This window comes from Mesorhizobium sp. B2-9-1 (genome assembly GCF_006439455.1).
Taxonomy (GTDB): domain Bacteria; phylum Pseudomonadota; class Alphaproteobacteria; order Rhizobiales; family Rhizobiaceae; genus Mesorhizobium.
In genome coordinates this window covers 505,606-529,561 of the sequence record NZ_VFTP01000001.1, presented here as the reverse complement: position 1 = coordinate 529,561, position 23,956 = coordinate 505,606, and the positions used below count along the sequence as shown (strand labels likewise).

Annotated in this window: 20 protein-coding genes and 2 tRNA genes; 9 read left to right on the top strand and 13 right to left on the bottom strand. The window is 62.8% G+C overall.

The genetic code is table 11. From position 1 onward, the window contains the following. Window positions 1-7: 7 nt before the first annotated feature. Complete coding sequence (locus FJW05_RS02590; protein ID WP_140627519.1) at window positions 8-3,433, bottom strand: DUF3971 domain-containing protein; 3,426 nt, start codon at window positions 3,431-3,433, stop codon at window positions 8-10. A 95-nt stretch (window positions 3,434-3,528) separates the two neighbouring features. On the opposite strand from FJW05_RS02590, the gene FJW05_RS02585 reads away from it, so the two are divergent. Both FJW05_RS02585 and FJW05_RS02580 read left to right on the top strand, forming a co-directional pair. Next, window positions 3,529-3,996, top strand: coding sequence for a peroxiredoxin (locus tag FJW05_RS02585; protein WP_140627517.1), 468 nt, complete (start codon window positions 3,529-3,531; stop codon window positions 3,994-3,996). 313 nt (window positions 3,997-4,309) lie between these two features. Beyond that, window positions 4,310-5,590 (top strand): M23 family metallopeptidase, encoded by a 1,281-nt coding sequence (locus tag FJW05_RS02580; RefSeq protein ID WP_140627515.1) that lies wholly within the window; start codon window positions 4,310-4,312, stop codon window positions 5,588-5,590. A 93-nt stretch (window positions 5,591-5,683) separates the two neighbouring features. On the opposite strand, the gene FJW05_RS02575 is transcribed toward FJW05_RS02580, so the two are convergent. Next, a complete protein-coding gene (locus tag FJW05_RS02575) occupies window positions 5,684-6,862 on the bottom strand; it encodes a M24 family metallopeptidase (protein ID WP_140627513.1) in 1,179 nt (392 codons plus the stop codon). A 277-nt stretch (window positions 6,863-7,139) separates the two neighbouring features. Between FJW05_RS02575 and FJW05_RS02570 the strand changes: the two genes are divergently transcribed. Beyond that, entirely contained in the window at window positions 7,140-7,679 is a 540-nt protein-coding gene (locus tag FJW05_RS02570; protein WP_246673184.1) for a hypothetical protein, read from the top strand. Between the two features lie 80 nt (window positions 7,680-7,759). On the opposite strand, the gene FJW05_RS02565 is transcribed toward FJW05_RS02570, so the two are convergent. Beyond that, window positions 7,760-7,835: transfer RNA gene (locus FJW05_RS02565), tRNA-Val, on the bottom strand. Window positions 7,836-8,053: 218 nt separating this feature from the next. Here FJW05_RS02565 and FJW05_RS02560 point away from each other — a divergent pair. Together FJW05_RS02560 and FJW05_RS02555 are read left to right on the top strand one after the other, a co-directional pair. Further along, a tRNA-Asp gene (locus FJW05_RS02560) sits at window positions 8,054-8,130 on the top strand. Between the two features lie 313 nt (window positions 8,131-8,443). Then, window positions 8,444-8,647, top strand: a complete 204-nt coding sequence (locus tag FJW05_RS02555) for a hypothetical protein (protein WP_140542619.1) — start codon at window positions 8,444-8,446, stop codon at window positions 8,645-8,647. 16 nt (window positions 8,648-8,663) lie between these two features. On the opposite strand, the gene FJW05_RS27590 is transcribed toward FJW05_RS02555, so the two are convergent. From FJW05_RS27590 to ugpC, 4 genes are all read right to left on the bottom strand, one after another. Then, entirely contained in the window at window positions 8,664-8,762 is a 99-nt protein-coding gene (locus tag FJW05_RS27590) for a putative RiPP precursor (protein WP_208648418.1), read from the bottom strand. A gap of 109 nt (window positions 8,763-8,871) precedes the next feature. Then, complete coding sequence (rbsK, locus tag FJW05_RS02550; RefSeq protein WP_181164827.1) at window positions 8,872-9,816, bottom strand: ribokinase; 945 nt, start codon at window positions 9,814-9,816, stop codon at window positions 8,872-8,874. Window positions 9,817-9,820: 4 nt separating this feature from the next. Further along, on the bottom strand, window positions 9,821-10,273 hold the full coding sequence (locus tag FJW05_RS02545) for an RbsD/FucU family protein (RefSeq protein ID WP_140627511.1): 453 nt from the start codon (window positions 10,271-10,273) through the stop codon (window positions 9,821-9,823). Window positions 10,274-10,300: 27 nt separating this feature from the next. Further along, window positions 10,301-11,359 carry a sn-glycerol-3-phosphate ABC transporter ATP-binding protein UgpC gene (gene ugpC / locus FJW05_RS02540; RefSeq protein ID WP_140627509.1) on the bottom strand — a complete coding sequence of 353 codons (1,059 nt, stop codon included), beginning with the start codon at window positions 11,357-11,359 and terminating at the stop codon, window positions 10,301-10,303. Between the two features lie 280 nt (window positions 11,360-11,639). On the opposite strand from ugpC, the gene FJW05_RS02535 reads away from it, so the two are divergent. The 3 genes from FJW05_RS02535 (at window position 11,640) to FJW05_RS02525 (ending at window position 15,553) form a co-directional block, all read left to right on the top strand. Beyond that, entirely contained in the window at window positions 11,640-13,316 is a 1,677-nt protein-coding gene (locus FJW05_RS02535; protein ID WP_140627507.1) for a sugar ABC transporter substrate-binding protein, read from the top strand. Window positions 13,317-13,511: 195 nt separating this feature from the next. Beyond that, window positions 13,512-14,627, top strand: a complete 1,116-nt coding sequence (locus FJW05_RS02530) for a sugar ABC transporter permease (protein WP_140627506.1) — start codon at window positions 13,512-13,514, stop codon at window positions 14,625-14,627. 8 nt (window positions 14,628-14,635) lie between these two features. After that, complete coding sequence (locus tag FJW05_RS02525) at window positions 14,636-15,553, top strand: carbohydrate ABC transporter permease (protein WP_140627504.1); 918 nt, start codon at window positions 14,636-14,638, stop codon at window positions 15,551-15,553. 162 nt (window positions 15,554-15,715) lie between these two features. On the opposite strand, the gene FJW05_RS02520 is transcribed toward FJW05_RS02525, so the two are convergent. Both FJW05_RS02520 and hxlB read right to left on the bottom strand, forming a co-directional pair. Next, window positions 15,716-16,459, bottom strand: coding sequence for a creatininase family protein (locus tag FJW05_RS02520; RefSeq protein ID WP_140627502.1), 744 nt, complete (start codon window positions 16,457-16,459; stop codon window positions 15,716-15,718). Between the two features lie 3 nt (window positions 16,460-16,462). Continuing rightward, on the bottom strand, window positions 16,463-17,029 hold the full coding sequence (hxlB, locus tag FJW05_RS02515; protein WP_140627501.1) for a 6-phospho-3-hexuloisomerase: 567 nt from the start codon (window positions 17,027-17,029) through the stop codon (window positions 16,463-16,465). 185 nt (window positions 17,030-17,214) lie between these two features. Here hxlB and FJW05_RS02510 point away from each other — a divergent pair, with 185 nt between their 5' ends. Beyond that, window positions 17,215-18,237: an aldo/keto reductase gene (locus tag FJW05_RS02510; RefSeq protein ID WP_140627499.1), complete on the top strand. Its 1,023-nt coding sequence runs from the start codon at window positions 17,215-17,217 to the stop codon at window positions 18,235-18,237. 71 nt (window positions 18,238-18,308) lie between these two features. Here FJW05_RS02510 and hupB read toward each other — a convergent pair whose 3' ends face one another. From hupB to FJW05_RS02490, 4 genes are all read right to left on the bottom strand, one after another. Next, a complete protein-coding gene (gene hupB, locus FJW05_RS02505) occupies window positions 18,309-18,581 on the bottom strand; it encodes a DNA-binding protein HupB (RefSeq protein ID WP_140532907.1) in 273 nt (90 codons plus the stop codon). A 195-nt stretch (window positions 18,582-18,776) separates the two neighbouring features. Further along, window positions 18,777-21,188: an endopeptidase La gene (gene lon / locus FJW05_RS02500; RefSeq protein ID WP_140542609.1), complete on the bottom strand. Its 2,412-nt coding sequence runs from the start codon at window positions 21,186-21,188 to the stop codon at window positions 18,777-18,779. A gap of 274 nt (window positions 21,189-21,462) precedes the next feature. Beyond that, window positions 21,463-22,737: an ATP-dependent Clp protease ATP-binding subunit ClpX gene (gene clpX, locus FJW05_RS02495; RefSeq protein ID WP_040981372.1), complete on the bottom strand. Its 1,275-nt coding sequence runs from the start codon at window positions 22,735-22,737 to the stop codon at window positions 21,463-21,465. 291 nt (window positions 22,738-23,028) lie between these two features. Beyond that, window positions 23,029-23,664, bottom strand: a complete 636-nt coding sequence (locus FJW05_RS02490) for an ATP-dependent Clp protease proteolytic subunit (RefSeq protein ID WP_095765152.1) — start codon at window positions 23,662-23,664, stop codon at window positions 23,029-23,031. Window positions 23,665-23,956 lie beyond the last annotated feature (292 nt).

The window sequence follows — 23,956 nt, the reverse complement described above, 5'->3', positions numbered from 1 at the left end:
CGAAACCTTACTGCGCAGTTTGGGACGGTTGTTGCCGGTACTCGAAGATCGAGCGGAATATGCCCGGCGCCACCACAGATAGCGGATTGATGTTGAGCGTCGGCTTGTTGGCGTTGCCGCGCAGCCGGTAGGTGACGCCGATCAGGCCGCGGTCGCGCCCGTTGCCCAGCAACGGCCCGAACAAAGGCAGCTCGCCGAAGATGCGGTTGAGACCATAGACCGGCATGAAGGTGCCGGTCATGTCCATGTTGTTGTTCGGGTCGTAGAGCGTTCCCTGGAAGGTCGTGCCGATGCGCGGGCCGCGCAGCAGGCCGTTCGCCAGTTTCAGATAGCCGGAGCCCTTGTCGATCTCGGCGAAGCCGCGCTCGAACTGCACCCTGGACGTGTCGATCTTGCTTTTGACCGCCTCGTTCAGGCTGCGCGTGTCGCCGGCCGGCGTCGTCGACACGATCGAGGCCAGCTTGGGCTCGTTGACCACATAGAAATTGCGGGCATCCACCTGACCCTTCATCGGCCCGTCGCCGGCGCCGGAGAGCGAGAGCGTAATCGCGCCGCCTTCCATATGCTCGTAGACATTGAGGAAACGCAGGATCGCGCCGGCGTCGGCAGACTTGACGCTGAGCACGCGGCCGCCTTCGCTGGTGGTGTTGTTGATCGCGATCGCGGCGCCCGAGCTTGCCGCGGCGGTGACGTTTAGCCCATTCACCCGCGATCCGGCGGCGCTGTATTCGAGCTTGAGGTTGGAAAGCACCTCGTCATGAAAACCGGTCAGCGATGCCACATCGGCGCTCACCGAGATCGCGTCGCTGCCGGCGCCCTTCGTGGCTGTATCGACGTCCGAGGTGAACTGCTTGATCAGCGAGCGGGCGTCGAGCGACGCGCCGCTGACATCGACAGCGTAGCTCTTGCCGGAACGCTTGACCGAAACGGCAATGTCGTCGCCCCTGTTCAACGCGACTTTGCTGAAGCGGGCCGCTGACAGCGAGCCGTTGACCAGTGTCACATTGCCGTCGATCGAGAAGCTTTTTCCGTCGAGAGCGAAATCGGTCAATGTGGTGGTGCTGCCGGACTTCGCCATGTCGAAAGCGACCTTGGCGGGAATGCCGGCGCCCTTGCTCCAGCCTGCCCAGGGAATGTCGAGCCTGGCATTGGTCAGGTCCGCCGAAACCTGCTGGGCGCCCTCGCCGCTCTTGTCGATCGCCACCTTGATGGTTCCCGAAAGCAGGGCCGACAGTCCAGGCATGCTGGCGTTGCGCGTCTTGTCGTCGAGGACTAGCGTAACCTTGCGGCTTCGCGCCGGCCCGTCATCGGCGAGCGGCTCGACGAGGTCGAGCTCGGCCGGAATGCCGTTGAGCTTGGCCTCTGCGGAAATCACCGCCTGCTTTGGCCCGACGGTGATCGAGCCATCGGCCTCGGTCACGGTCTGGTCCTCGAAAGGCTTCGCCAGCGACAGGTCCTGGTAGTTGAGCGAAACCAGCCAATCGAGCTTCGAGGTGTCCATGCCCTTGGTCAGCGGAATGTCCGCCCTGACATGGCCGGTGACGGTGCCGGACAGGTCTTCCGGTGCCAGTCCGACATGGCGCATGGCATTGATCGGCTCATAGGAGGCCAGCTCGGCGATCGCCGGCGCCTCGCCCGCCACGTCGATGTCGAGCCCCCCGATCACAATCGGTCGGTTTGCATTCTTGACCGTCAGCGTGCCGCCGCTTGCCGCCACGGTGCGGCCGCTCGGCATATAGACGCTGCCCGAGGAGAGCGCGATATCGACATCATTGCCATGGAACGCAACCACGCCGACGGCGTCGCGGACCGGCGGGATGCGCCCGGCGGTATCGAAGCGCGATCCTTCGATCTGGAAACGGCCGAACACTTCGTCGCCGGTAAGCGGCACGCCGTTGCCGAGGCGCCCCGGCGCGACCTGGAACTGCAGCTTGGCGTCGGTCACCGTGCCGCCGAACAGGTTGCCCAGCACCCAAAGCCGCGCGTTGCGGGCCGAGAACCACGGCCACAATTGCTTGACATGCGAGACCGGCATGTCGTGCACGTTGAGCGACAGCGATACCCCTGGCGGGCCGTTGTCGACGAAGGCGACGGTGGCCGCGCCCAGCACCTCGCCCGGTCCGCCAGAGCGCACGCCGATCTGCTCGGCAACGAGCTTGCGGCTCTTCGGCTGGTAGACCCCGGCGATACGGGCCAGGAACTGAAGCGCCGGTTCCGGCGATTCGGAAGGCGCCAGCGTCGAGCCGTCGCTGGTGAGATCATAGCGGTAGGCGGGCTCCTCCCCCGCCACTGCCGGCTTCGGCCCGATCGATCCGGCAAAGTCGAAGCTGGAGCGGCTGCTCCTGATCAGCAGCCGATCGACCGAGATCTTGTTCGAACCGGCCACCAGAGTGGCATCGGCATCGACATCGGTAGGCAGCAGCCCGCGCTCGTCCAGGTCGAGCACCGAACCGTTGAGCGAGAGCGAAGCCGCCAGGCGCGATGGGTTGTCGCCCGACGCTTCCGAGCCGGAAAGCTTCAATGCGATCGAACCCAGCTTGGCGCCATCGGTCGCCCGGGCGACCTCGGTCGAACTGCCCTCGCCGGGGGCGCCTTCTATCTTGAGATTGGCGTCCAGCGACGAAATGCGCCTTGCCGTCGCATCGCGCGTCGCCGAGGCGGTCAAAGTCGCGTGCCGGCCATCGACATCGGCATCGTAGGAGACCTGCATACGTCCCGCGCCTGTCTGCGCGACGGTCGCCGAGGCGACGGTCACGCGCTTGACCAGTCCGGTGTCCGGCAGCTTGAACTCGACATTGCGCAGATCGATCTGTCGCATCGAATCCTCGCGCACGGCATCAAGCGCATCGTTGACGCCTGAAAACACCGCCGCCGACACTTTCTCCGGGTCGACAAGGCCATCCGCGTTGCGCAGCGCCGCCGTCCAGTCGCTGCCGCCGGAGGGCATGGCGGCCACCACGATATGGGCATCGGAAAATCTGGCGCTCGTCAGCCGGACGTCGCCCGAAAGCAGCGGCAGCAGGCGCATGCCGAAACGCACGCGTCCGATATCGGCCATCGGCTTGCCGTCGGCCGTCTTCAGGCTGACATCGTTCACCTGCAGGGCGACGAAGCTCGACCCGTCCAGCGTCAGCCGAGCCGCACCGACGGCGACATTGACATCGACGCCGGCCAGCTTCTCGATGGCTGTCTCCGCCTCCGTCCGCAGGCGCTCCGTGCCGATGCCGGAGGCGCCGAGGACATAGACACCTGCCGCCGCCAGAAGCATGAGCGCGCAAAACCCGGCAAACACCCGGCCGAGGATCCGGAAACGCCGCCGCACGGCTGCCCGGCCGAGCGGCGGCACGCTGCACGCGGACGGAAGCCTCGCCAGGTCGGTGATCTCGTCACGCCTGAACCTGATCTTCTCGTGCTGCGGTGCTTCCTGATCCAAGCAATATTCCGTTGTGACGAACTCGTCGTGGACGAATCCCCGCCTCACGTTATATCGATGATTTCCCGCGCGTAACCGCAAACAAGGGCATCGATATGGCTGACCTCGACGTGGGCGACGCAGCGCCGCAATTCGATCTTCCGCGTGACGGCGGCGGCTCCCTCAGCCTCGCGGCGTTCCTGGGCAAGCCAGTTGTACTCTACTTCTATCCGCAGGACGACACCACAAGTTGCACCGCCGAGGCCATCAGCTTCTCGCAGTTGAAGCCGGAGTTCGAGAAGGCCGGTGCCGTGGTGATCGGGCTGTCGCCTGATAGCGTGAAGAAACACGACAAATTCAAGGCGAAGCACGATCTCACCGTCGATCTCATCGCTGACGAGGAGCGCAAAGTGATCGACGCCTACCATTTGTGGGTCGAAAAGACGATGTATGGGCGCAAACATATGGGTGTCGAGCGCGCCACCTTCCTGATCGGCAAGGACGGGCGGATCGCCCGTATCTGGCGCAAGGTTCGCGTCAAGGGCCACGCCGAAGAGGTGCTTGAGGCCGTGCGCACGCTCTAAGGTGTGTTGAGATTCAGGTCAGGCCGCGCCGAAAACGGCGGTTTTCGAGAACCGGAGCGGAGCGTACTTAAGTACGTGAGCACCGGAAGCGCAGTAAACCGGCGTTTGCAGGCCGGCATCACCTGAATATCAACATACCTTAGAAGCAGGCGCACGCTTTCGCGGTATCGTCGGCCGTCAGCCCGGCCATTGCAACCTCCCACGCGCAATGCGCGAGATGGTTGTTTCAGACGCTGCGGCCGGCAAAACTTTGTTAACCCTAATAATGTGTAATCAGGCTTGTCGTTGGTCCCGTAACGAAAGCTTGGTCCCCGTGAAACCAACCGGTCAGTCAGCTGTCTTCGGCAGGCGTAAGGAACCGCACACGGTCATCATCGCCAGGGGCAATGAGATAAGGCATTTCACCATCCGCCCTTGGCTCGCCGCCCTCATCGGCTCGGCGCTGGCGGCGATCGCCATCGGCTATCTGCTCGCGACATCCTATCTGGTGCTGCGCGACGACCTGATCGGCGCCACGACGGCACGGCAGGCGCGCATGCAGCAGGCCTATGAGGACCGTATCTCGGCACTTCGTGCCCAGGTCGACCGCATCACCAGCCGCCAGCTTCTTGATCAGCAGCTGATGGAGACCAAGGTCAGCGAGCTGCTGGCCAGGCAGACCCAGCTCAGTGAACGGCACGGACGGCTTGGGCCGATCCTCGAGCGCGCGGAGAACGAGGTCGGCGACGCGCCCGCGACGAACGCGGTGACGCCCAAGCCCGACGAGCACGCCGAGGTCACAGGCAGCCTTTCGCAGGCGCCCACCTATTCCGTCGCATCCTTGAGCGCCGGCGACACAAGGCCCTTCTCGCTCTGGTCGACACGGTCCGATCCGCTGGACAGCGAAACGGCGGCCGATCGCGCCGACAAGCTGTTCGTCTCGATCAGTGCGTCACTGAAGGCCATCGAGGGCCAGCAGCTTTCGCGCATCGCCACGCTTGCCGACAACGCCTACAAGAATGCCGATGCCATAGCGCAGGCACTGGAAGCGGCCGGCCTGCCGGTCGACGGTGAACTGAACAAGAGCGATGTCGGCGGCCCGCTGGTTCCGCTTGATCCCTCCATGGGTTTCGACAGCAAGGTCAAGGAGTTGGACGAGGCGCTCGATGCGCTCGATCAGGTCAAGAAAGAGGCGCGCAAGCTGCCGCTCGCCAATCCCGCCCCGGGTCACACGGTGACCAGCCCCTTCGGCGTGCGCACCGATCCGATCCTGGGCAGCGCCGCCCTGCATACGGGAATGGATTTCAGGGCGCCGATCGGCATGCCGGCCAAGGTCACCGCCGCCGGCGTCGTCACAAGAGCCGGCTGGGCCGGCGGCTACGGCCGCATGGTCGAGGTCGACCACGGCAACGGCTTTGCCACACGCTACGGACATCTGAGCGAGATCGATGTGAGTGTCGGCCAGAAGCTCGCCGCCGGCGACGTCATCGGCAAGACCGGCAGCAGCGGCCGCTCGACGGGTCCGCACCTGCACTACGAAGTGCGCCACGATGGCGAGGCGGTCGACCCGCTGCGCTTCCTCACCGTCGGCAAGAAGGTTGCGCAGTACCTTTGACCGGCTGATCCAAACCGGCGCCGTGCCCGATCTCGATCATCCGATCAAGAATCCCGGCATCAATATCGCCGCGGAACCGCTCGCGCCGGCCAGTCACGCTTTGACATAGATATCCCGCGGGAACTTCGTCAGCGTCTCGTTGCCGGTATCGGTTACCAGAATGGTTTCGCTGATCTCGATGCCCCAGCCATCCATCCACATGCCCAGGATGGAATGAACGACATTGCCGGGCTGGAGCACCGTCTTGTCGCCGGGCCTCAGGCTGATCGTATGCTCGCCCCAATCCGGCGGATAGGCGACGCCGATGGAATAGCCGATGCGCGATTCCTTCTTCAGCCCGTGGCGCTCTATGATCTTGCGCCAAGCAGCTTCGACCGCCTCCGCGGTCGTTCCCGGCCGTGCGGTGTCGAGAACCGCATCCATTCCCTCGATCACCGCCTTTGCCGTGTCCGCGACGCGGGTTGGCATCTTGCCGAGCTGCATGGTCCTGGCGAGCCCGGCGGCGTAGCGGCGGCAGACGCCGGCCAGTTCGAGCGCGATCGTTTCGTCCTTTCCGAACCGCCTGTCGCTCCACATGATGTGCGGCGCGGAAGCGTTTTCGCCGCCGAGGATCGTCGGCGGCAGCGCCGTGATGTCGCCGGCGAAATCCGGACTGCCGGCAATCTGCGCGGCCTGGATGGCGGCGATCGCATCGCATTCGCGCACGCCCGGCGCGATAACTTCGAATGCGCGCGCGACGGCTGCTTCGGCCAGCATCGAGGCCTTGCGCAGATAGGCGATTTCCGGCGCCGATTTCACCGCGCGGATCCAGTTCACGAGCAGGTCGGCGTCGTGCCATTTCGCATTGGGCAATCCGGCGACGAGCCGCGCATGTGCCTTCGGCGAAAAATAATAGGCTTCGAGCTCGACGCCGATATGGCGGCTGCCCCAGCCTTTGGCGACGATCCACGCCGCGATCCAGTCCATGGGATGCCGATCGGCGCGCTGAACATGGTCTTCCGGAAATCCGACCACGTTTTCCGGCTTCATCCAGGCCGTCAGCAACCCGCCGGCCGCATCCATGGCGCGGCCGATCCAGACCGGCTCGGCGTCCTCGATCGGCACAAGCACCAGCTGGGGCGTGTAGAACGACCAGCCGTCATAACCGGTGATGTAGTGCTGGTTGGCGACGTCGTTGACGATCAGGAGCTCGATACCGCGCTTTGCCATCTCGGCGCGGATTCTTGCGAGCCGCCGCTGGTACTCTTCGCGGGCAAAAGGCAGCTCAATCATCTTTTCTCCTCATCGGGATCGATCTGGTCGGGGATGAGCCGCGGGCTTTCTCCTGCCGCCCACCATCGCGATGCGTTTGGCGGCCGGCAATCGGCCAGGCCGACGCATAGGCAGGGCCTGTACTGAACTGGATCAATGCTGAGCCAGTCGGTCGGACCGCGGCGCGCTGCGCCCACTTCGAAATGGATGTCAGGCTCCCGAGACAACCAGGCATTCATCGCGCATTTATTCGGCCTGCGGTAGGATGCCGGCGTGCAACCGAACCGGGAGACAATTCGTGTCAAAAACTTTTCACGTCTCGATCCGAACGACGCTGGCCTTCATATGTCTGGCCGGGCTGGTCGCCATGGCGTCCGCCCTTTTCCCCACCACCGCCTCGGCGCAGCAACTGCGGCGATGCGCGAATGAGGGCGGCATATGCCGCTTGCCCTACCCCACCCAAGTTATCTACGGCGCCCGGGGCCGAACCACTGCACGGTTTTTCGACCGTCAGGCTGTGCCCTGCTCGAATCGCCTGTTTGGCGACCCCGCCCCCGGCCGCGAAAAGGCCTGTTATTTCGTGGCGCGCGGCGGCAGCGACTATGGCGACAACGACTACGGGGACGACGATTACGGTTCTCGCCCGGACCGCGGCGGATGGGCCGCCTGCGCCAGGGAGGGTGAGTTCTGCGATTTCCGCGGCCGCGCGATGGTCAGATACGGCGCACGTGGCCAGTACACGCAGGATGTTTTCAGGAACGGTGTCAGATGCGGCAACGACGCCTTTGGCGATGATCCCGCTCCTGGCGCTCACAAGCGCTGCTACGTCAGGCAGTAGCCGCGCCTGAACCCGGCGCAATAAGGTGGCGGCCCACGCGAGGGCCGTCGCCGCATTCTGCTTCGGCTTGTCCGGCAGGCTGGTGGGCGATGACGGGCTCGAACCGCCGACATCTTCGGTGTAAACGAAGCGCTCTACCAACTGAGCTAATCGCCCGCTTGAGCGCGGACCTTTAAGCAGTTAGGGCCGCGTTCGCAAGGCTAAATGAACGGACCGCGCACCCGTCGGGGCGCGGATTTCCCCAGCCTCGGCGCCGCTGTCAAAAAACCTTCTCCTGATTGCTGTAATGCTTGAATGCCGCGCTTGACACCCGCAGGCGAACCCCTTATCCACCGCCCAACGACGAACACGCCTGACACGTGCTCGTCAAGTGCGCGGGTGTAGCTCAGTCGGTTAGAGTGCCGGCCTGTCACGCCGGAGGTCGCGGGTTCGAGCCCCGTCACTCGCGCCATCTTTTCAAGGGCTTAGGCCCTTTCCCTCCAAGAAAATTTCAACTTTGCGTTCTTGGCCGCGCAATTTGCGGCCTTTGCGCCGCAAGCGTCGGCGGCTCTTACCGCGCCAAGTAGACCGTAAGTCGGCTCCGGAGCATGATCTCGAGAAGTGTGGAGCGGTTTTCGGACGACATCATGCTATCTCTTTGATTTAGAGCCGGATTCGGATTTCAGGTCGACTCGACCTGAAATCATCCGGCTCTCGGCCTTGATCCCGGAACCATTCCAATCTTGTCCCGTTCAGCCAACGGGCGAAAAGACGGGAGAGATAAGATGGCTGTGAGATGTCGGATTTCCATCGACGATGAGAGGGATGTCGACGAGCTCGCCTTCCAGGAATTGCCACGGGTCGGCGAAAGCGTGTCGATGCCGGTCGAAGGGTCGAGCAGGGACCTTCGTGTGCTTCGTGTCGTGCATATGCCCGGCAGCGAGCAAGGCGCAACGACGATGCTGGAGCTGACCAGCAGGATTCTTTAGCGCTGCCTGTTGAAAATCATTCGCCCAGTACAACCCCGGAAGCGACGATCTGGGCCGTCCGTTCGGTGAGCTTCTGGCGCTTTACCAGCGTGGGCTTTTCGTAAGGCTTTTTCATCCTACCGTTCCAAATCGGCGCGCCGACAGCACGATGAACGCGCTCGCCTCGGTTGCGTTCCGCAATAAGGGACCGCTAAAAAAGCCGCAAAAAATCGAAGGCGGAGGTCTCAGGCCCCGGCGAGCAGCGCCTCGACCTCCTGCGATGTCGGCATCGACGGCGCGGTGCCGGGGCGGGTCACCGAGATGCCGGCGACCGCGCAGGCAAAGCGTACGGCCTCCAGCGGCTCGACGCCTTTTGCCAGGGCGGCTGCGAGACCGCCGTTGAACGCATCGCCCGCTCCCGTCGTCTCGATCACCGGGCCGGCATTGACCGCGCCGACATGCTCCGAACGGGTCTTGGTGTGTAGCAAAGCGCCCTTCTCGCCGAGCGTCACGATGACGGCGCCGACACCCTTGGCCAGCAGCGCGTCGGCGGCGCGGCGGGGATCGTCGATCGACGAAACCTTGATGCCGGTCAGCCCTTCGGCCTCTGTCTCGTTTGGCGTGACATAGTCGCAGAGCGCGTAGACGCGGTCAGGCAGGCTGGCGGCGGGGGCGGGGTTGAGGATGGTCGTCACCCCTGCCCCGCGCGCGATCTCGAGCGCCTTCAATGCTGCGTCGATCGGCTGTTCGAGCTGGGTGACGAAGACGCCGGCGGACCGGATCAGGTCGGCATGCGCCTCAATGTCTTCGGGCGAGATCAGCATTGCCGCGCCCGGGCTGACGATGATGGCGTTGTTGCCGCTGCCTTCTTCGACAAAGATATAGGCCGCGCCCGTATAGCTGTCCGGCGTGTCGATGACGGCGCTTTTCACGCCTGCGTCCTTCCAGGTCTGCTTCGCCATGTCGGCGAAGGCATCGACGCCGAGCCTGGTCAGGAAGGTGATGTCGGCGCCGAGCTTGCCTGCCGCCACGGCCTGGTTCGAGCCCTTGCCGCCCGGGCCGAGCTTGAAGGAATTGCCGAGGATCGTTTCGCCCAGGCGCGGCTGGCGGTCGGCGCGATAGGCGGTGTCGGCGACGAACACGCCCAGGATCACAACAGGCTTCATGATGACGGGCTCGCCTTTGGCCATGTCCTTACTCCGCATCCGGCGGCACGACGCCCTTGCGGAAGGCAAAGCAGCCATAGAAGCGGCGCTCGCCGGTCTGGATCACGCAATAGGCTTTCTTGGAGCGCTCGTAGAAGGCGTAGCGCTCGATCGAGATCATCGGCCAAGGCTTGCCCTCGGCGGCGTCGATCTCCTTCTGCACCTCCCTCTGCACCGGCGGGATTTCGTTCGGCTTGCCGACGATCTCCATGCGCGCTGCCGCATCGTCGACGAAAGTATCCAGCGGATAGAGCGACAGCACCGCCTTCACCACCTCCGCCGCCGTCGCGTCGATGCGCAGGAGCTTGCCGAGCACTGTCTGCCTGGCCACGGAATCGGACGGGAAATTGGTGTCGGCGATAATCAGGTCGTCGCCATGGCCCATCGCCCGCAGCGCCTGGAGCACATCGGCATTGAGCAGCGGGTTAATCCCTTTGAGCATGGTTTCCTCTTGAAGGGTTGTGTGCGGTTAGAGACGCTTGCCGGTTGCGGCGTCGAAGAGGTGGACCTGGTCGAGACGCGGCTTGAACTTGAGCGTGTCGCCCGGCTTGAAGTCGTGACGCTCCCGGAATAGCGCCACCATCTCCCCCTCGCCGAACCGTAGGAACACCAACGTCTCCGAGCCTGTCGGTTCGACCACCGAAATCGTCGATGCGACGCCATCGGGATGGATTTCCAGGTGCTCGGGGCGCATGCCATAGACGACGGCCTGGCCGTCCGCCGCGGCGATACTGGTCGGCATTGGAAACGCCGAGCTTGCAATGTCGACCACGGGCTTCTCGCCCTTTTTCACGGTGCCCTTGAGCAGGTTCATCGCCGGCGAGCCGATGAAGCCGGCGACGAACAGATTGGCCGGCCGGTCGAACAGCTCCAGCGGCGCACCGACCTGCTCGATGCGGCCGTCGCGCATCACGACGATCTTGTCGGCCATGGTCATGGCCTCGATCTGGTCGTGGGTGACGTAGATGGTGGTCGTCTTCAGCCGCTGGTGCAGCTCCTTGATTTCGGTGCGCATCTGCACGCGCAGCTTGGCGTCGAGGTTGGAAAGCGGCTCGTCGAACAGGAACACTTGCGGATTGCGCACGATGGCGCGGCCCATGGCGACGCGCTGGCGCTGGCCGCCCGAAAGCTGGCGCGGATAGCGCTTGAGATAAGGCGCAAGGTCGAGAATATCGGCGGCGCGCTTGACCCGTTCGGCGACGACGGCCGGATCGGTGCCGCGCAGCTTCAGCGCGAAAGCCATGTTCTGCTCCACCGTCTTGTGCGGATAGAGCGCATAGTTCTGGAACACCATGGCAATGTCGCGCTTCGCCGGCGGCAGGTTGTTGACGACGCGGTCGCCGATCGAGATCGTGCCACCGGAAACGGTCTCCAGCCCGGCCACCATCCTCAAGAGCGTGGACTTGCCGCATCCCGACGGACCGACCAGCACGACGAACTGTCCGTCCGCAATGTCGACGCTGACTTCATGCAGGACCTTGACGGTTCCGAACGCCTTGGCCACACTGCTGATCGCGACTTGAGCCATCGTCTCCCCTTTATCGTTTGCGGTGAAGCTAGCCATTGCGAACGGCAACGGCAAGTCGGTATCTTATAGATAAAAAGCCAATCTTGTTGACAAGGTAATCGATTACGCGAATAGTGGCGAGTGCCAATCCGAGAGCAGGCCTGTTACCCTGAAATCGGAGCTCCGGCGACGCAGGGTGGGGTCCCACGTCCGGTATGATCGAGGAGAACCGAGAGGCGTTTCGACGTCTGAGAGATTGGCACTTCAATTCAAGCGTTGTTGTTCTGGGAGGAACCTGTAGATGAGAGTCGATCTGTATGAAAAACTGATGCGCGCCGGCGCCAGCCGCCGCGATGTGCTGAAGGGTGCGGCCAGCATGGCCGCAATCGCCGCCGCCTCGGGCGCCGGGCTTGGAGCACTGACGAAGCCTGCGGCCGCCGACGACAGTCTGCGCGCGAAAATCCTGCAGATCCCGGGCGTCGGCAAAGGCCAGCCGACGGATGCCGACTTCCAGAAAGTCGGCGAGCTCTGCCTCGAAGCGACTAAGGCCAATGTCAAGGAAGGCGAGTTCGCCGGTGTCGAGCTCACCTTCATGGGCCTCAACAACCAGAACCTCCACAACGTGCTGTTCCGCGGCTTCCTGAAGCCATGGGAAACTTATACCGGTGCCAAGATCAATTGGATCGACCTGGCGCAGGCTGACTACAACCCGCGTCTACAGCAGGCCATCGCCACCAACACAGTCGATTTTGATATCGTCGAGATGGGCGCGCCTTTCGAAGGCGATGTCTGCGGCAAGGGCCTTACCTCCGAAATGCCTGACTGGGTGAAGAAGCAGGTCGATATGGACGATCTGGTGGCCTATCTGAAGCCGCCGGTCGGCACCTGGAATGGGAAGCAGTATCGGGTGACCGTCGATGGCGACACGCACAACTTCAACTACCGCACCGACGTGTTCTCCGACTCAGACCTGGCGGCGGCTTGGAAAGCTGACAGCGGCGACAAGGCAGGCCTGACGGAATGGGGCGTGCCGAAGACCTGGCAGCAGGTGCAGGCCGTGACCAAATTCCTCAAGGGTAAGCAGATGAAGGGCCAAGACATCTATGGCTATCTCGACGCGCCCAAGCCCTGGGGCGGTTTCGGCTTCTACTTCCTTGGCAGCCGCGCCAGCGCCTATGCCAAGCACCCCGATGACAAGGCATGGCTGTTCGATCCGGATACTATGAAACCGCGCGTCAACAACCCGGCTTGGGTGCGGGCGATTCAGGACGTCATCGATGCGCTGCCTTTCGAACCCCAAGATCAAATTAACGCCGACCCTAACCAGACCTGCTTTTCCCAATTCCTAGGCGGCACTGGTTCGATGCTGGCTTGGTGGGGAGATGCTGGGTCGAATGCGAAGACCAACGACTCCTCGGTCGTCGGCGACGTCACCGGCTTCTCGATCCTGCCGGGCTCTGACGACGTCTACAATTCCAAGACCGGCAAGTGGGAAAAGCTCGCCAGCGGTCCGAACTACGCGCCGAACTGCGCCTATCTCGGCTGGGGCGTCTATGTCATGGCCCGCGTCGATTCCGACGAAAAGAAGAAGAAGGCCGCATGGTCGGCGGCGGCTCATCTCGGCGGCAAGGACCTGTCGCTGTGGTGCGCGGCCTACCCGTCGGGCTTCCAGCCCTACCGCAACTCCCATTTCAATATCCCGGAATGGGTGGCAGCCGGCTATGACGAGGCTTTCATCAGTTCGTATCTGAAGTCTGAAGCCGACAGCTACAACCATCCAAACGCGGCGATCGAGCCGCGCATCCCCGGCATCTTCCAGTACTATTCTGCCGCCGAGGACATCCTGGCCAACACCTTTGCCGGCAAGATGAAGGCGCAGGAAGGCGCCGACGCCATCGCCGCCGCCTGGGAAAAGCTGACCGACCAGATCGGCCGCGAAAACCAGATCAAGCTCTACAAAGCCTCGCTCGGCATGTAGGCTGGCTTATGAGACGTCGCGGCCCGGTGGCGCATCGTCACCGGGCCGCATTTTTGCCGGCTCGGCCGGTTTGATGCGTTAGAGCAATTCCAGGAAAAGTGTGAGCGGTTTTCCGTCCGGAATTGCGTAAAAACAAAGAGATAGAGCGGTTCGCCGTTTCCGTGAAACGGTGAAGCGCTCTAGAAGGCGAGAGGCGTGGCTGAGCAGACTTCGACCGTGAATGCGTGGCCGGCAGATCCGGCCGACCTGATCCCGGCGGGCCGCAAGCGCCTCGGCTGGGGCGTGCTGGCCATTGCAACCCTTGGCCTGCTGGCGATCATCGTCGTGCAGATCCTCTACAAGACCGAGATGTCCACGGTCGGCTTCGACACCTGGCGCCCCGTGGTCTACGCTTATGTGCTGTGGGGTGTGGCGCTCGGCGCCTGGCAGGTGCTGACGCGCGGCGAGGACGGCCAGCGCGCGCTGTTCCTGTTGCCGGCCCTGCTTTTCACCATCGCCATGGTGATTTTCCCGACGCTGTTCGGCTTCTACATCGCGCTCACCGACTGGAACCTCAGTTCCTTCAGCGGGCGCAGGTTCAACGGCCTCGACAATTTCTGGCAGATGCTGGCCGACCCTTACTACCGCAACGCTCTGTTCAACATGGTGCTCTATGTGCTTGCGGTGCTGGTCGAATATGTCATCGCCTTCGGCTTGGCGCTGCTGCTCAATGCGCAGATCCGCGCCCGCAAATTCTTCCGCGTCGTTTTCCTGCTGCCGCTGATGCTGTCGCCGGTCGCAGTCTCCTGGATGATCGGCAAATCGCTGATGGAGTACCGGTTCGGACCGGCGGCGACGCTGGCGCGTCATCTCGGCTGGAACAATCCCGCCTTCTTCTCCGATCCGATCACTGCCCGCATCTCGATCATGGTGCTCGACGCCTGGACCTTCATTCCGTTCATGATGATCATGCTGCTCGCCGGACTGCAGGCGATGTCGCGGGAGGTGATCGAGGCGGCGCGCGTCGATGGCGCGAATGCGTGGCAGAGTTTCTGGCAGGTTACCTTTCCGCTGATGCTGCCGGTGTCGGTGACGGCGTTAATCCTGCGCGTTATCTTCAAGCTGAAGCTCGCCGACATCATTATCACGGTGACCTCCGGCGGCCCCGGCGGCGCCACCGATTCCGTTTCGAGCTTCATCTACCGCGAATACCGCGACCGCTCGAATGTCGGCTACGGCACCATGCTGGCCATGGCCTATCTGGTCATCATCGTCGTGTTCGTGACCTGGCTGCTGAAATTCGCCAGTCGCTTCGTGCGCAACGTCAACTGAGCGGCATCATGAGCGTCCAGACCACCGACTACACCGTCTCCGAAATCCGCTCGCCGGCGGCCTTCGTCGCCAGCCGCGTCTTCATCTATGGCGCGCTTATCTTCTGGGCTTTCGTCTGCCTGTTCCCGATCTATTGGACGATCACCACCTCGTTCAAATCGGCGGTCGACGTCACCCAAGGTCATCTCATTCCCTTCGTCGACTTCACGCCTGACTGGAAGGGCTGGCGCTCGCTCGGCCTGTCGCCGGATTCGATCTCCCAGACCTCGACCGTGCGCGACGAATTCCTCAAACGTTTCATGAACTCGGTCATCACCTCTGTCGGCGCATCGAGCCTCGCCATCATCATCGGCAGCCTCGCCGCCTACGGCCTTGTCCGCTATCGTTACAAATTCGCCTGGTTCAAGAACGAGGACATCTCCTTCTTCTTCCTGTCGCAGCTGATCCTGCCGCCGGTCGTGCTGGCGCTGCCTTTCCTGGTGCTCTACCGCGAAGTGGCCCTCCTCGACACGCGCATCGGGCTCGTGCTCCTCTATACGTTGATGGTGCTGCCGATCGTCATCTGGATCATGCGCGATCAGTTCAATTCGATACCCGTTGAATTGGAGGAAGCAGCCCTTGTCGACGGGCTGTCGATCTGGGGCGCCTTCTTCCGCATCGTCATGCCGATCGCGCTGCCCGGCATGGTCGCCGCCTTCATCCTGGCGATGGTGCTGTGCTGGAACGAGTATTTCTTCGCCGCCCTGCTGACGTCGACCGATGCCAAGACCATCCCCGTCATGGTGGCGAGCCAGACCGGCTCGCAAGGTATCAACTGGTGGTCGATGGCGGCCTTGGCCACCGCCGCGATCGCGCCGCTGGCGATCATCGGCATCGCGCTCGAGCGCTATCTGATCATGGGCATGACGGCCGGCTCGGTGAAGTAGGCGGCGCTTCCCTTCTCCCCTTGTGCAAGGTGTCGCCGAAGGCGACGGATGAGGGGTGTTCCAGGGAACGCCGGCGTCTCGCTCCGCTGGAACACCCCTCATCCGTCTCGGCGCTGCGCGCCGATCCACCTTCTCCCACAAGGGGAGAAGGAAGAACCGCGCCTATCGCACCAGGATCGAACGCAAATGGTCGAGGATCATCGCAACCCCGATCTTGCCGAGGCCCGCCGAGGCTTCCGCGGCACTTTTCGTGTACCAGCCGGTGTTGTCGGCGAAATGCTTCTCGTCCACGGCTTCGGGGCAAAGCGCCAACATCAGCGAGGTTTCGCCGATGCCGGCATGGTCGAACGGATATTTTCCGTTCATCGCGGCCGGCATCAGCGGGTGCACCTGCACCCAGTTGAAGACATTCTCACCCTGCGCATGGCCGGCATAGTAATCGGCCATCGCGTTCGAGCCCCACCAGCCTTCGCCGCGCTCCTTTTCGAGGAAGCGGAAGATCGCTTGCCGGCCGGCGGTCTTGAAGGCGAGATCGGTCGGCATGCCGGCCGCGAAATTCTCGGTCTGATGATGGATGATGGCGTGGATGTTGCGGAAGCCGATGCGCAGCAGGCCGTAGAACAACTCCTCCGCGAAAGGCGAAAGCGCCGGGCCGCCGACCTGCACCGAGCCGCTGCCTTCCGGCGCCGCCACCGCATAGCTTGCCGCGCCGTAATAGAAGGGCGGCAGGATGACGAGGTCCCTCTCCTTCTCGATCAGCTCCACCGTCTTGATCACCGCCAGCGTGTCCATGCCGACCGCCATGTGCTCGCCGTGATATTCGAGCACGCCGAGCGGCAGCACGACCGGCCAGTTCTCCTCGATCGCCTGGCGGATCTGGTGTGGCAGCATCAGCTCGTAGCGCATCCCCTACTCCATATTGGTATGCCTGGCGCGCATCGCGTCCGGCGTGGCATTGGTCAGCGCCTGGAGCTTCAGCACCATGATCTCGAACAAAAGAAACAGCGCGCCTTCGAACAGCGAGCCCATCGGCAGCACCGAGCTTCTTGCCTCGCCCTGGTCGCTGGCCATCGTCTGCGCCGGGATGACGAGCGTGAAGTCGGCGAGCTTGGCGGCGCTGCTTGCCGGTTCTGCCGTCAAGAGCAGCACCTTCGCGCCGGCCTCGCGGGCAATCCGCATCAAGGTCAGCACCGTGGCGGTCTCGCCGGGACCTGAGCTCGCCAGGAACACATCCCCTCGCCCCAGCGGCGGCGTGGTCATGTCGCCGACGACCGAGACCGGCAGGCCGAGATGGTAGAGCCGCATGGCGAAGCCCTTGACCTGCAGCGCCTCGCGGCCGCAGCCATAGGCAGCGATCCTGCCGGCATCGACAAGCATTTCGCAGGCGGCGTCGATGCGAGCTTCATCCGTCCGCGCCAGCACCGCGCCAAGCTCGTCCAGCGCAGTCGCGAACATGCCTGATCCAGCTTTGGTCATGACGGCTCACCTTGCCTGCCGGGGCGTCGCTTGCCTCCATGGAATTGCGGCTCGCGACCACGAAAGGCTTGTTTTTGTTCATGCTACCACTGCGAAAATCACTGTCCAACGAGCCTCGGCACTTTTGCTGGGCCACGAGCGTGATAGTGTCATGTCAGACAAATCACTCCGGGACATCGTCAGACATGAAGACACGGCACTTCGACCGCATCGGCAATGGCGGCATCACCTTCACCGAGCTCGGCTTCGGCACCGCGCCGCTCGGCAATCTCTATCGCGCCATCTCCGACGAGGACGCCAATGCCACCCTGGAAGCGGCATGGGCGACCGGCTGCCGCTACTATGATACGGCACCGCTCTACGGCCTCGGCCTGTCGGAAACCCGCCTCAACCCGTTCCTGCGCGGCAGGAAGCGCGACGATTACGTGCTGTCGAGCAAGGTCGGGCGCATCATGCGCGTCGCCCCGCCGGACCAGCGCACCGGCATCGGCAAGTTCTTCGAGACGCCGTCGCGCCGGGAGGTCTACGACTACTCCTATGACGGCGTCATGCGCTCCTTCGAGGCCTCGCTTGAACGTCTAGGTGTCGACCGCATCGACATCCTCTTCGTCCACGACGTCGACATCTTTACCCATGGCAGCAAGGAAGCCTCCGATGCCCGCATCGAGGAGTTCATGTCGTCCGGTTATTACGGTCTGCTTTCGCTGCGCGACCAGGGCGTCATCAAGGCCTTTGGCGGCGGCATCAACGAGTGGCAGGTGGCACAGACACTCGCCGAACGCGGCGATTTCGACCTGTTCCTGCTCGCCGGCCGCTACACGCTGCTCGAACAGGAGGCGCTGCAGTCGTTCCTGCCGCTCTGCCAGAAGCGCGGCATCGGCATCGTGCTGGGCGGCCCCTACAATTCCGGCGTGCTGGCGACCGGCCCGAAGCCAGGAGCCTTCTACAATTACAGCGAGGCGCCGAAGGAGATCCTGGATCGCGTTGCGCGTATCGAAGCTGTCTGCAAGCGCCACAATGTGCGCCTGATCGAGGCGGCGCTCCAATTCCCTCTGCAGCATCCTTCGGTGGTGTCGGTAATCCCTGGCGGCCAGCGGCCGGCCGAGGTCGAAAGCAACCGCGCCCTGCTCGACACCAAGATACCTGCGGCGCTGTGGGCGGATTTGAAACAGGAAGGCCTGATGCGCGCCGACGCGCCGACGGCCTGAGCGGCCGCGAACAGCCGCAAAAAAAGAAAAGCCGGGCTTGCCCGGCTTTTCTGCTCTTAAAAGAAAAGATCTTAGTTGACCGCGTCCTTGAGGCCCTTGCCGGCCGAGAACTTCGGCACGGTGCGCGCCGGAATCTGCACTTCCGCGCCGGTCTGCGGGTTGCGGCCGGTCGAAGCAGCGCGTTTTGACACGGTGAAATTTCCGAAGCCGACAAGCCGGACATCGCCGCCCTTCTTCAGTTCGCCAGTGATCACGGAGAACACCGCGTCGACGGCGGACTGCGCATCAGCCTTCGAAATGCTTGCGGAGTCGGCGACGGCGGACACCAGTTCGTTCTTGTTCATAAAAATTCCCTTCCATGAGAAAACCGGAACCACGACTCATCCGGCAGGAAACGGACTTTAGAAAGAAGCGCTCCGGAACCCAAGCCCGAAAACCGCGGAATTCCGGGCTTTTTTCCACTTTTTCGTGGCTTTTCACATGAAAAAGCCGGGCTTGAAGCCCGGCTCTCTCTTTGTGCGCTGCAATATTAGCAAGAACTAATGAGCAAGCGACTTTCCGGCTTCGTCGCCGCTGTCGACCGGAGCCGGCGCATTGACCGGCTCGACCCACTCGATCGGCTCCGGCATCCTGGTCAGCGCGTGCGCGAGCACCTCGCCGACCCGCGAGACCGGGACGATCTCCATGCCGTTCTTCACATTGTCCGGAATCTCCGCCAAATCCTTGACGTTTTCTTCCGGGATCAGGACCTTCTTGATGCCGCCGCGCAACGCCGCGAGCAGCTTCTCCTTCAGGCCGCCAATCGGCAGAATACGGCCGCGCAGCGTGATCTCGCCGGTCATCGCCACATCGGCGCGGACCGGAATACCCGTCAGCACCGACACGATGGCCGTGGCCATGGCCGCACCGGCGGACGGGCCGTCCTTCGGCGTGGCACCCTCCGGCAAATGCACGTGGATGTCGCGCTTGTCGAACAGCGGCGGCTCGATGCCGAAATCGATGGCGCGCGAGCGAACGTAGGACGCCGCCGCCGAGATCGATTCCTTCATCACGTCGCGCAAATTGCCGGTCACCGTCATGCGACCCTTGCCGGGCATCATGACGCCTTCGACCGTCAGCAGCTCGCCGCCGACTTCCGTCCAGGCAAGACCCGTGACCACGCCGACCTGATCGTCAGCCTCAATCTGGCCGAAGCGGAAGCGCGGCACGCCGAGATAATCGGCGAGGTTGTCCGCCGTGATCTTCACCGTCTTCTTCTTGGTCCGCAGGATCTCGGTCACCGCCTTACGGCCGAGCTTCATCAGCTCGCGCTCCAGGCTGCGCACGCCGGCTTCCCGCGTGTAGGTCTGGATGATGCCGCGGATCGCGTCCTCGCCGACCGAGAATTCGTTCGGCTGCAGGGCATGGTCGCGGATCACCTTGGGCATCAGGTGACGCTTGGCGATCTCGATCTTCTCGTCCTCGGTGTAACCGGCGATACGGATGATCTCCATACGGTCCATCAGAGGCGCAGGGATGTTCAGCGTGTTCGCCGTCGTCACGAACATCACGCTCGACAGGTCGTATTCGACCTCGAGGTAATGATCCATGAACGTCGAGTTCTGTTCCGGATCGAGCACTTCGAGCAGTGCCGAGGACGGATCGCCGCGGAAGTCCTGGCCCATCTTGTCGATCTCGTCGAGCAGGAAGAGCGGGTTGGACTTCTTGGCCTTCTTCATCGACTGGATGACCTTGCCGGGCATCGAGCCGATATAGGTCCGCCTGTGGCCACGGATCTCGGCCTCGTCGCGCACGCCGCCGAGCGCCATGCGGATGAACTCGCGGCCGGTGGCCTTGGCGATCGACTTGCCGAGCGAGGTCTTGCCGACGCCGGGCGGGCCGACGAGGCACAGGATCGGCCCTTTCAGCTTCTTCTGGCGGCTCTGCACGGCGAGATACTCGACGATGCGTTCCTTGACCTTGTCGAGGCCGAAGTGATCGGCATCGAGCACGTCCTGCGCAAAGGCGAGGTCCTGCTTGACCTTGGAGTTCTTGCCCCACGGGATCGACAAGAGCCAATCGAGATAGTTGCGCACGACCGTCGATTCAGCCGACATCGGCGACATCGAGCGCAGCTTCTTCAACTCGGCCTCCGCCTTTTCGCGGGCCTCCTTGGAGAGCTTGGTCTTCTTGATGCGCGCCTCGATCTCGGCGGCCTCGTCGCGGCCGTCCTCGCCCTCGCCGAGCTCCTTCTGGATCGCCTTCATCTGCTCGTTGAGGTAGTACTCGCGCTGCGTCTTCTCCATCTGGCGCTTGACGCGCGAACGGATGCGCTTTTCCACCTGGAGCACGGAGATTTCGGCTTCCATGAAGCCCATCGCCTTCTCCAGACGCTCCTTGACGGAAAGCGTCGCAAGCATCTCCTGCTTCTCGGGGATCTTGATGGCGAGATGCGATGCAACCGTATCGGCGAGCTTGGAATAGTCGTCGATCTGGCTGGCGGCACCCACCACTTCGGGCGAGATCTTCTTGTTCAGCTTGACGTAATTCTCGAAGTCGGTGACGACCGAGCGGGCAAGCGCCTCGATTTCGACCTCTTCCTCTTCCGGCTCGGCGAGCGCCGTGGCGCGGGCCTCATGGAAATCGGCACGGTCGGTGAACGAGACGATCTTGGCGCGCGAGGCGCCCTCGACCAGCACCTTCACGGTGCCGTCGGGAAGCTTCAAAAGCTGCAGCACATTGGCGAGCGTGCCGATGTCGAAAATCGCACCGGGCTCAGGATCGTCGTCGGCTGCATTCATCTGGGTGGCAAGCAGGATCTGTTTTTCCTGACCCATCACCTCTTCCAGCGCCTTGATCGACTTTTCACGGCCCACGAAGAGCGGAACGATCATATGCGGGAACACGACGATATCGCGCAGTGGGAGGACTGCGAAAACGCCGTCGCCGGAAGCCTTGGATATCTTGGCCATTGTCCAACCTTTCATGTCGCGGCCGCTTATTTAGCCAACCGCGAATCTCATATTAACGACCGAGCGTCGTTCCGCCTACCACCGTTTGTGACGGGAATTTTACAGCACAGAATTCGGCGCCTCGGCCTTCTGCTGTTAGGTGGATGTAACCGAGGCAAAGATCAAGGGTTAACACGGTCGTTCGAGCCCTTCCACTGCCCGCCTCCCCGCCCTTGACAGCAAAACGGCGCCACGCGGGCGCCGTTCCATGAAAATTGTCGGGCGCAGTGCCATTTCAGGCGCTGACATTGCCCTTCTTTTCCTTCTGCTCGGAGTAGATGTAGAGCGGCCGGGCGTTGCCGGACACCACTTCTTCCGAAATCACCACCTCGCGCACGCCTTCCAGCGCCGGCAGCTCGAACATGGTGTCGAGCAGGATCGCTTCCATGATGGAGCGCAGGCCGCGCGCGCCTGTCTTGCGCTCGATGGCGCGCTTGGCGATCGCCGACAGCGCGTTCTCGTGGAACGTCAGGTCGACATTCTCCATCTCGAACAGCCGCTGATATTGCTTGACCAGCGCGTTCTTCGGTTCGGTCAGGATCTGGATCAGCGCCGGCTCGTCGAGGTCTTCCAGCGTCGCCAGGACCGGCAGACGGCCGACGAATTCCGGGATCAGGCCGAATTTCAGGAGATCCTCCGGCTCGACCTGGCGGAACAGGTCGCCCGTGCGCCGATCCTCGGGCGAAGCCACGGTGGCGCCGAAGCCGATCGAGGTCTTGCGGCCGCGATCCGAGATGATCTTGTCCAACCCCGCGAAGGCGCCGCCGCAGATGAACAGGATGTTGGCGGTGTCGACCTGCAGGAATTCCTGCTGCGGATGCTTGCGGCCGCCCTGCGGCGGCACGGAGGCGACGGTGCCTTCCATGATCTTCAGGAGCGCCTGCTGCACGCCCTCGCCCGACACGTCGCGGGTGATCGAGGGATTGTCCGACTTGCGCGAGATCTTGTCGATTTCGTCGATATAGACGATGCCGCGCTGCGCCCGCTCGACATTGTAGTCGGCCGACTGCAACAGCTTCAGGATGATGTTCTCGACGTCCTCGCCGACGTAGCCGGCCTCGGTCAGCGTCGTGGCGTCGGCCATGGTGAACGGCACGTCGATGATGCGGGCCAGCGTCTGCGCAAGAAGCGTCTTGCCGCAGCCGGTCGGGCCGATCAGAAGGATGTTCGACTTGGCCAGCTCGACGTCGTTGTTCTTGCCGGCATGCGCCAGGCGCTTGTAGTGGTTGTGAACCGCCACCGACAGCACGCGCTTGGCATAGGGCTGGCCGATGACATAGTCGTCGAGGACCTTGAGGATCTCCTGCGGTGTCGGCACGCCTTCGCGCGACTTCACCATCGAGGTCTTGTTCTCCTCGCGGATGATGTCCATGCACAGCTCGACGCATTCGTCGCAGATGAAGACCGTCGGCCCCGCGATCAGCTTGCGGACCTCGTGCTGGCTCTTGCCGCAAAACGAGCAGTAGAGGGTGTTCTTTGAATCACCGCCGCCGTTGCTGACCTTGCTCATTTTTCTGTCCTTTCACCGACGCCCGCCGACCGTCTGGCTTTGAGTGACGTCTTCACCAATCTATCGCGGGAATCCGCCACCGCCAGTGTCCCGGCTCACACAGCGCATTCCGTACGAAACACAAATCAGAAAACGCGGCAATGATTCGCAGCAACCCCACGCAAAGCTAAGCCGTCGAAAATCAACATAGCCTTAACGTAGGCAATCCCAACGCCTGAGGGAACAGCCAAATGTGGCCGAAATGCCGCAAGACGCGCCAAAACCGCGTTATGCTGCCATTTGCCGTCGAGGTCAGGCTGAAGCGGTGGCTGTCTCGACCGCCTCGCGGCTGGAAATGACCTTGTCGATCAGACCGAAGTCCCTGGCCTCATCCGCGGTCATGAAATGGTCGCGGTCGAGCGTCTTCTCGATCTCGTCATAGCTCTTGCCGGTATGCTTGACATAGACCTCGTTCAAGCGGCGCTTCAGCTTGATGATGTCTTGCGCATGACGTTCGATGTCCGAAGCCTGGCCCTGGAAGCCGCCGGACGGCTGATGGACCATGATGCGGGCGTTCGGCGTGGCAAAACGCATGTCCTTGTGGCCGGCGGTCAGAAGCAGCGAACCCATCGAGGCAGCCTGGCCGATGCAGAGCGTCGACACCGCCGGCTTGATGAACTGCATCGTGTCGTAGATCGCCATGCCCGAGGTGACGACGCCGCCCGGCGAATTGATATAGAGGTTGATTTCCTTCTTGGGGTTCTCCGCCTCGAGGAACAAAAGCTGTGCACAAACCAGCGTCGCCATCCCGTCCTCGACCGGACCGGTGATGAAGATGATGCGTTCCTTCAAGAGGCGCGAGAAAATGTCATAGGCACGCTCGCCGCGGTTGGTCTGCTCGACCACCATCGGAACGAGGTTCATGTAGGTTTCAACGGGGTTCTTCATGGACTACCCTTGTTGGAGATGGATTCCGGCACCTTGGTATATCAGCAATCGCGCGGAATCGTTCTGGATTGGTTACGACCTAAATAGGATGCCGGCTCACCCTAGCGCAAGGCCGCCTCTCCTAGCCACCTGGTTAAGTCGAATCAAGCGCGGCAAGCCCGCGGAGCACGGGCGCCCTGGCCTAATGGGACAGGCCCGGTCTCGGCTGGCCCCGTAAGCCGCTCGCAAGGTAGCAATTCCTTAACCGCGACGCTTAACGAAAAGCCTTGAAATCGCTGTCCGCCCCAGGAGC

Coding starts and splice junctions, on each gene's coding strand:
- FJW05_RS27590 (WP_208648418.1), bottom strand. CDS start 8,762: ATGAAAAAGCCTTACGAAAAGCCCACGCTGGTAAAGCGCCAGAAGCTC.
- FJW05_RS02535 (WP_140627507.1), top strand. CDS start 11,640: ATGAGAGTCGATCTGTATGAAAAACTGATGCGCGCCGGCGCCAGCCGC.
- FJW05_RS02575 (WP_140627513.1), bottom strand. CDS start 6,862: ATGATTGAGCTGCCTTTTGCCCGCGAAGAGTACCAGCGGCGGCTCGCA.
- FJW05_RS02555 (WP_140542619.1), top strand. CDS start 8,444: ATGGCTGTGAGATGTCGGATTTCCATCGACGATGAGAGGGATGTCGAC.
- rbsK (WP_181164827.1), bottom strand. CDS start 9,816: ATGGCCAAAGGCGAGCCCGTCATCATGAAGCCTGTTGTGATCCTGGGC.
- lon (WP_140542609.1), bottom strand. CDS start 21,188: ATGGCCAAGATATCCAAGGCTTCCGGCGACGGCGTTTTCGCAGTCCTC.
- FJW05_RS02525 (WP_140627504.1), top strand. CDS start 14,636: ATGAGCGTCCAGACCACCGACTACACCGTCTCCGAAATCCGCTCGCCG.
- FJW05_RS02545 (WP_140627511.1), bottom strand. CDS start 10,273: ATGCTCAAAGGGATTAACCCGCTGCTCAATGCCGATGTGCTCCAGGCG.
- FJW05_RS02520 (WP_140627502.1), bottom strand. CDS start 16,459: ATGCGCTACGAGCTGATGCTGCCACACCAGATCCGCCAGGCGATCGAG.
- FJW05_RS02510 (WP_140627499.1), top strand. CDS start 17,215: ATGAAGACACGGCACTTCGACCGCATCGGCAATGGCGGCATCACCTTC.
- FJW05_RS02490 (WP_095765152.1), bottom strand. CDS start 23,664: ATGAAGAACCCCGTTGAAACCTACATGAACCTCGTTCCGATGGTGGTC.
- hxlB (WP_140627501.1), bottom strand. CDS start 17,029: ATGACCAAAGCTGGATCAGGCATGTTCGCGACTGCGCTGGACGAGCTT.
- clpX (WP_040981372.1), bottom strand. CDS start 22,737: ATGAGCAAGGTCAGCAACGGCGGCGGTGATTCAAAGAACACCCTCTAC.
- hupB (WP_140532907.1), bottom strand. CDS start 18,581: ATGAACAAGAACGAACTGGTGTCCGCCGTCGCCGACTCCGCAAGCATT.
- FJW05_RS02585 (WP_140627517.1), top strand. CDS start 3,529: ATGGCTGACCTCGACGTGGGCGACGCAGCGCCGCAATTCGATCTTCCG.
- ugpC (WP_140627509.1), bottom strand. CDS start 11,359: ATGGCTCAAGTCGCGATCAGCAGTGTGGCCAAGGCGTTCGGAACCGTC.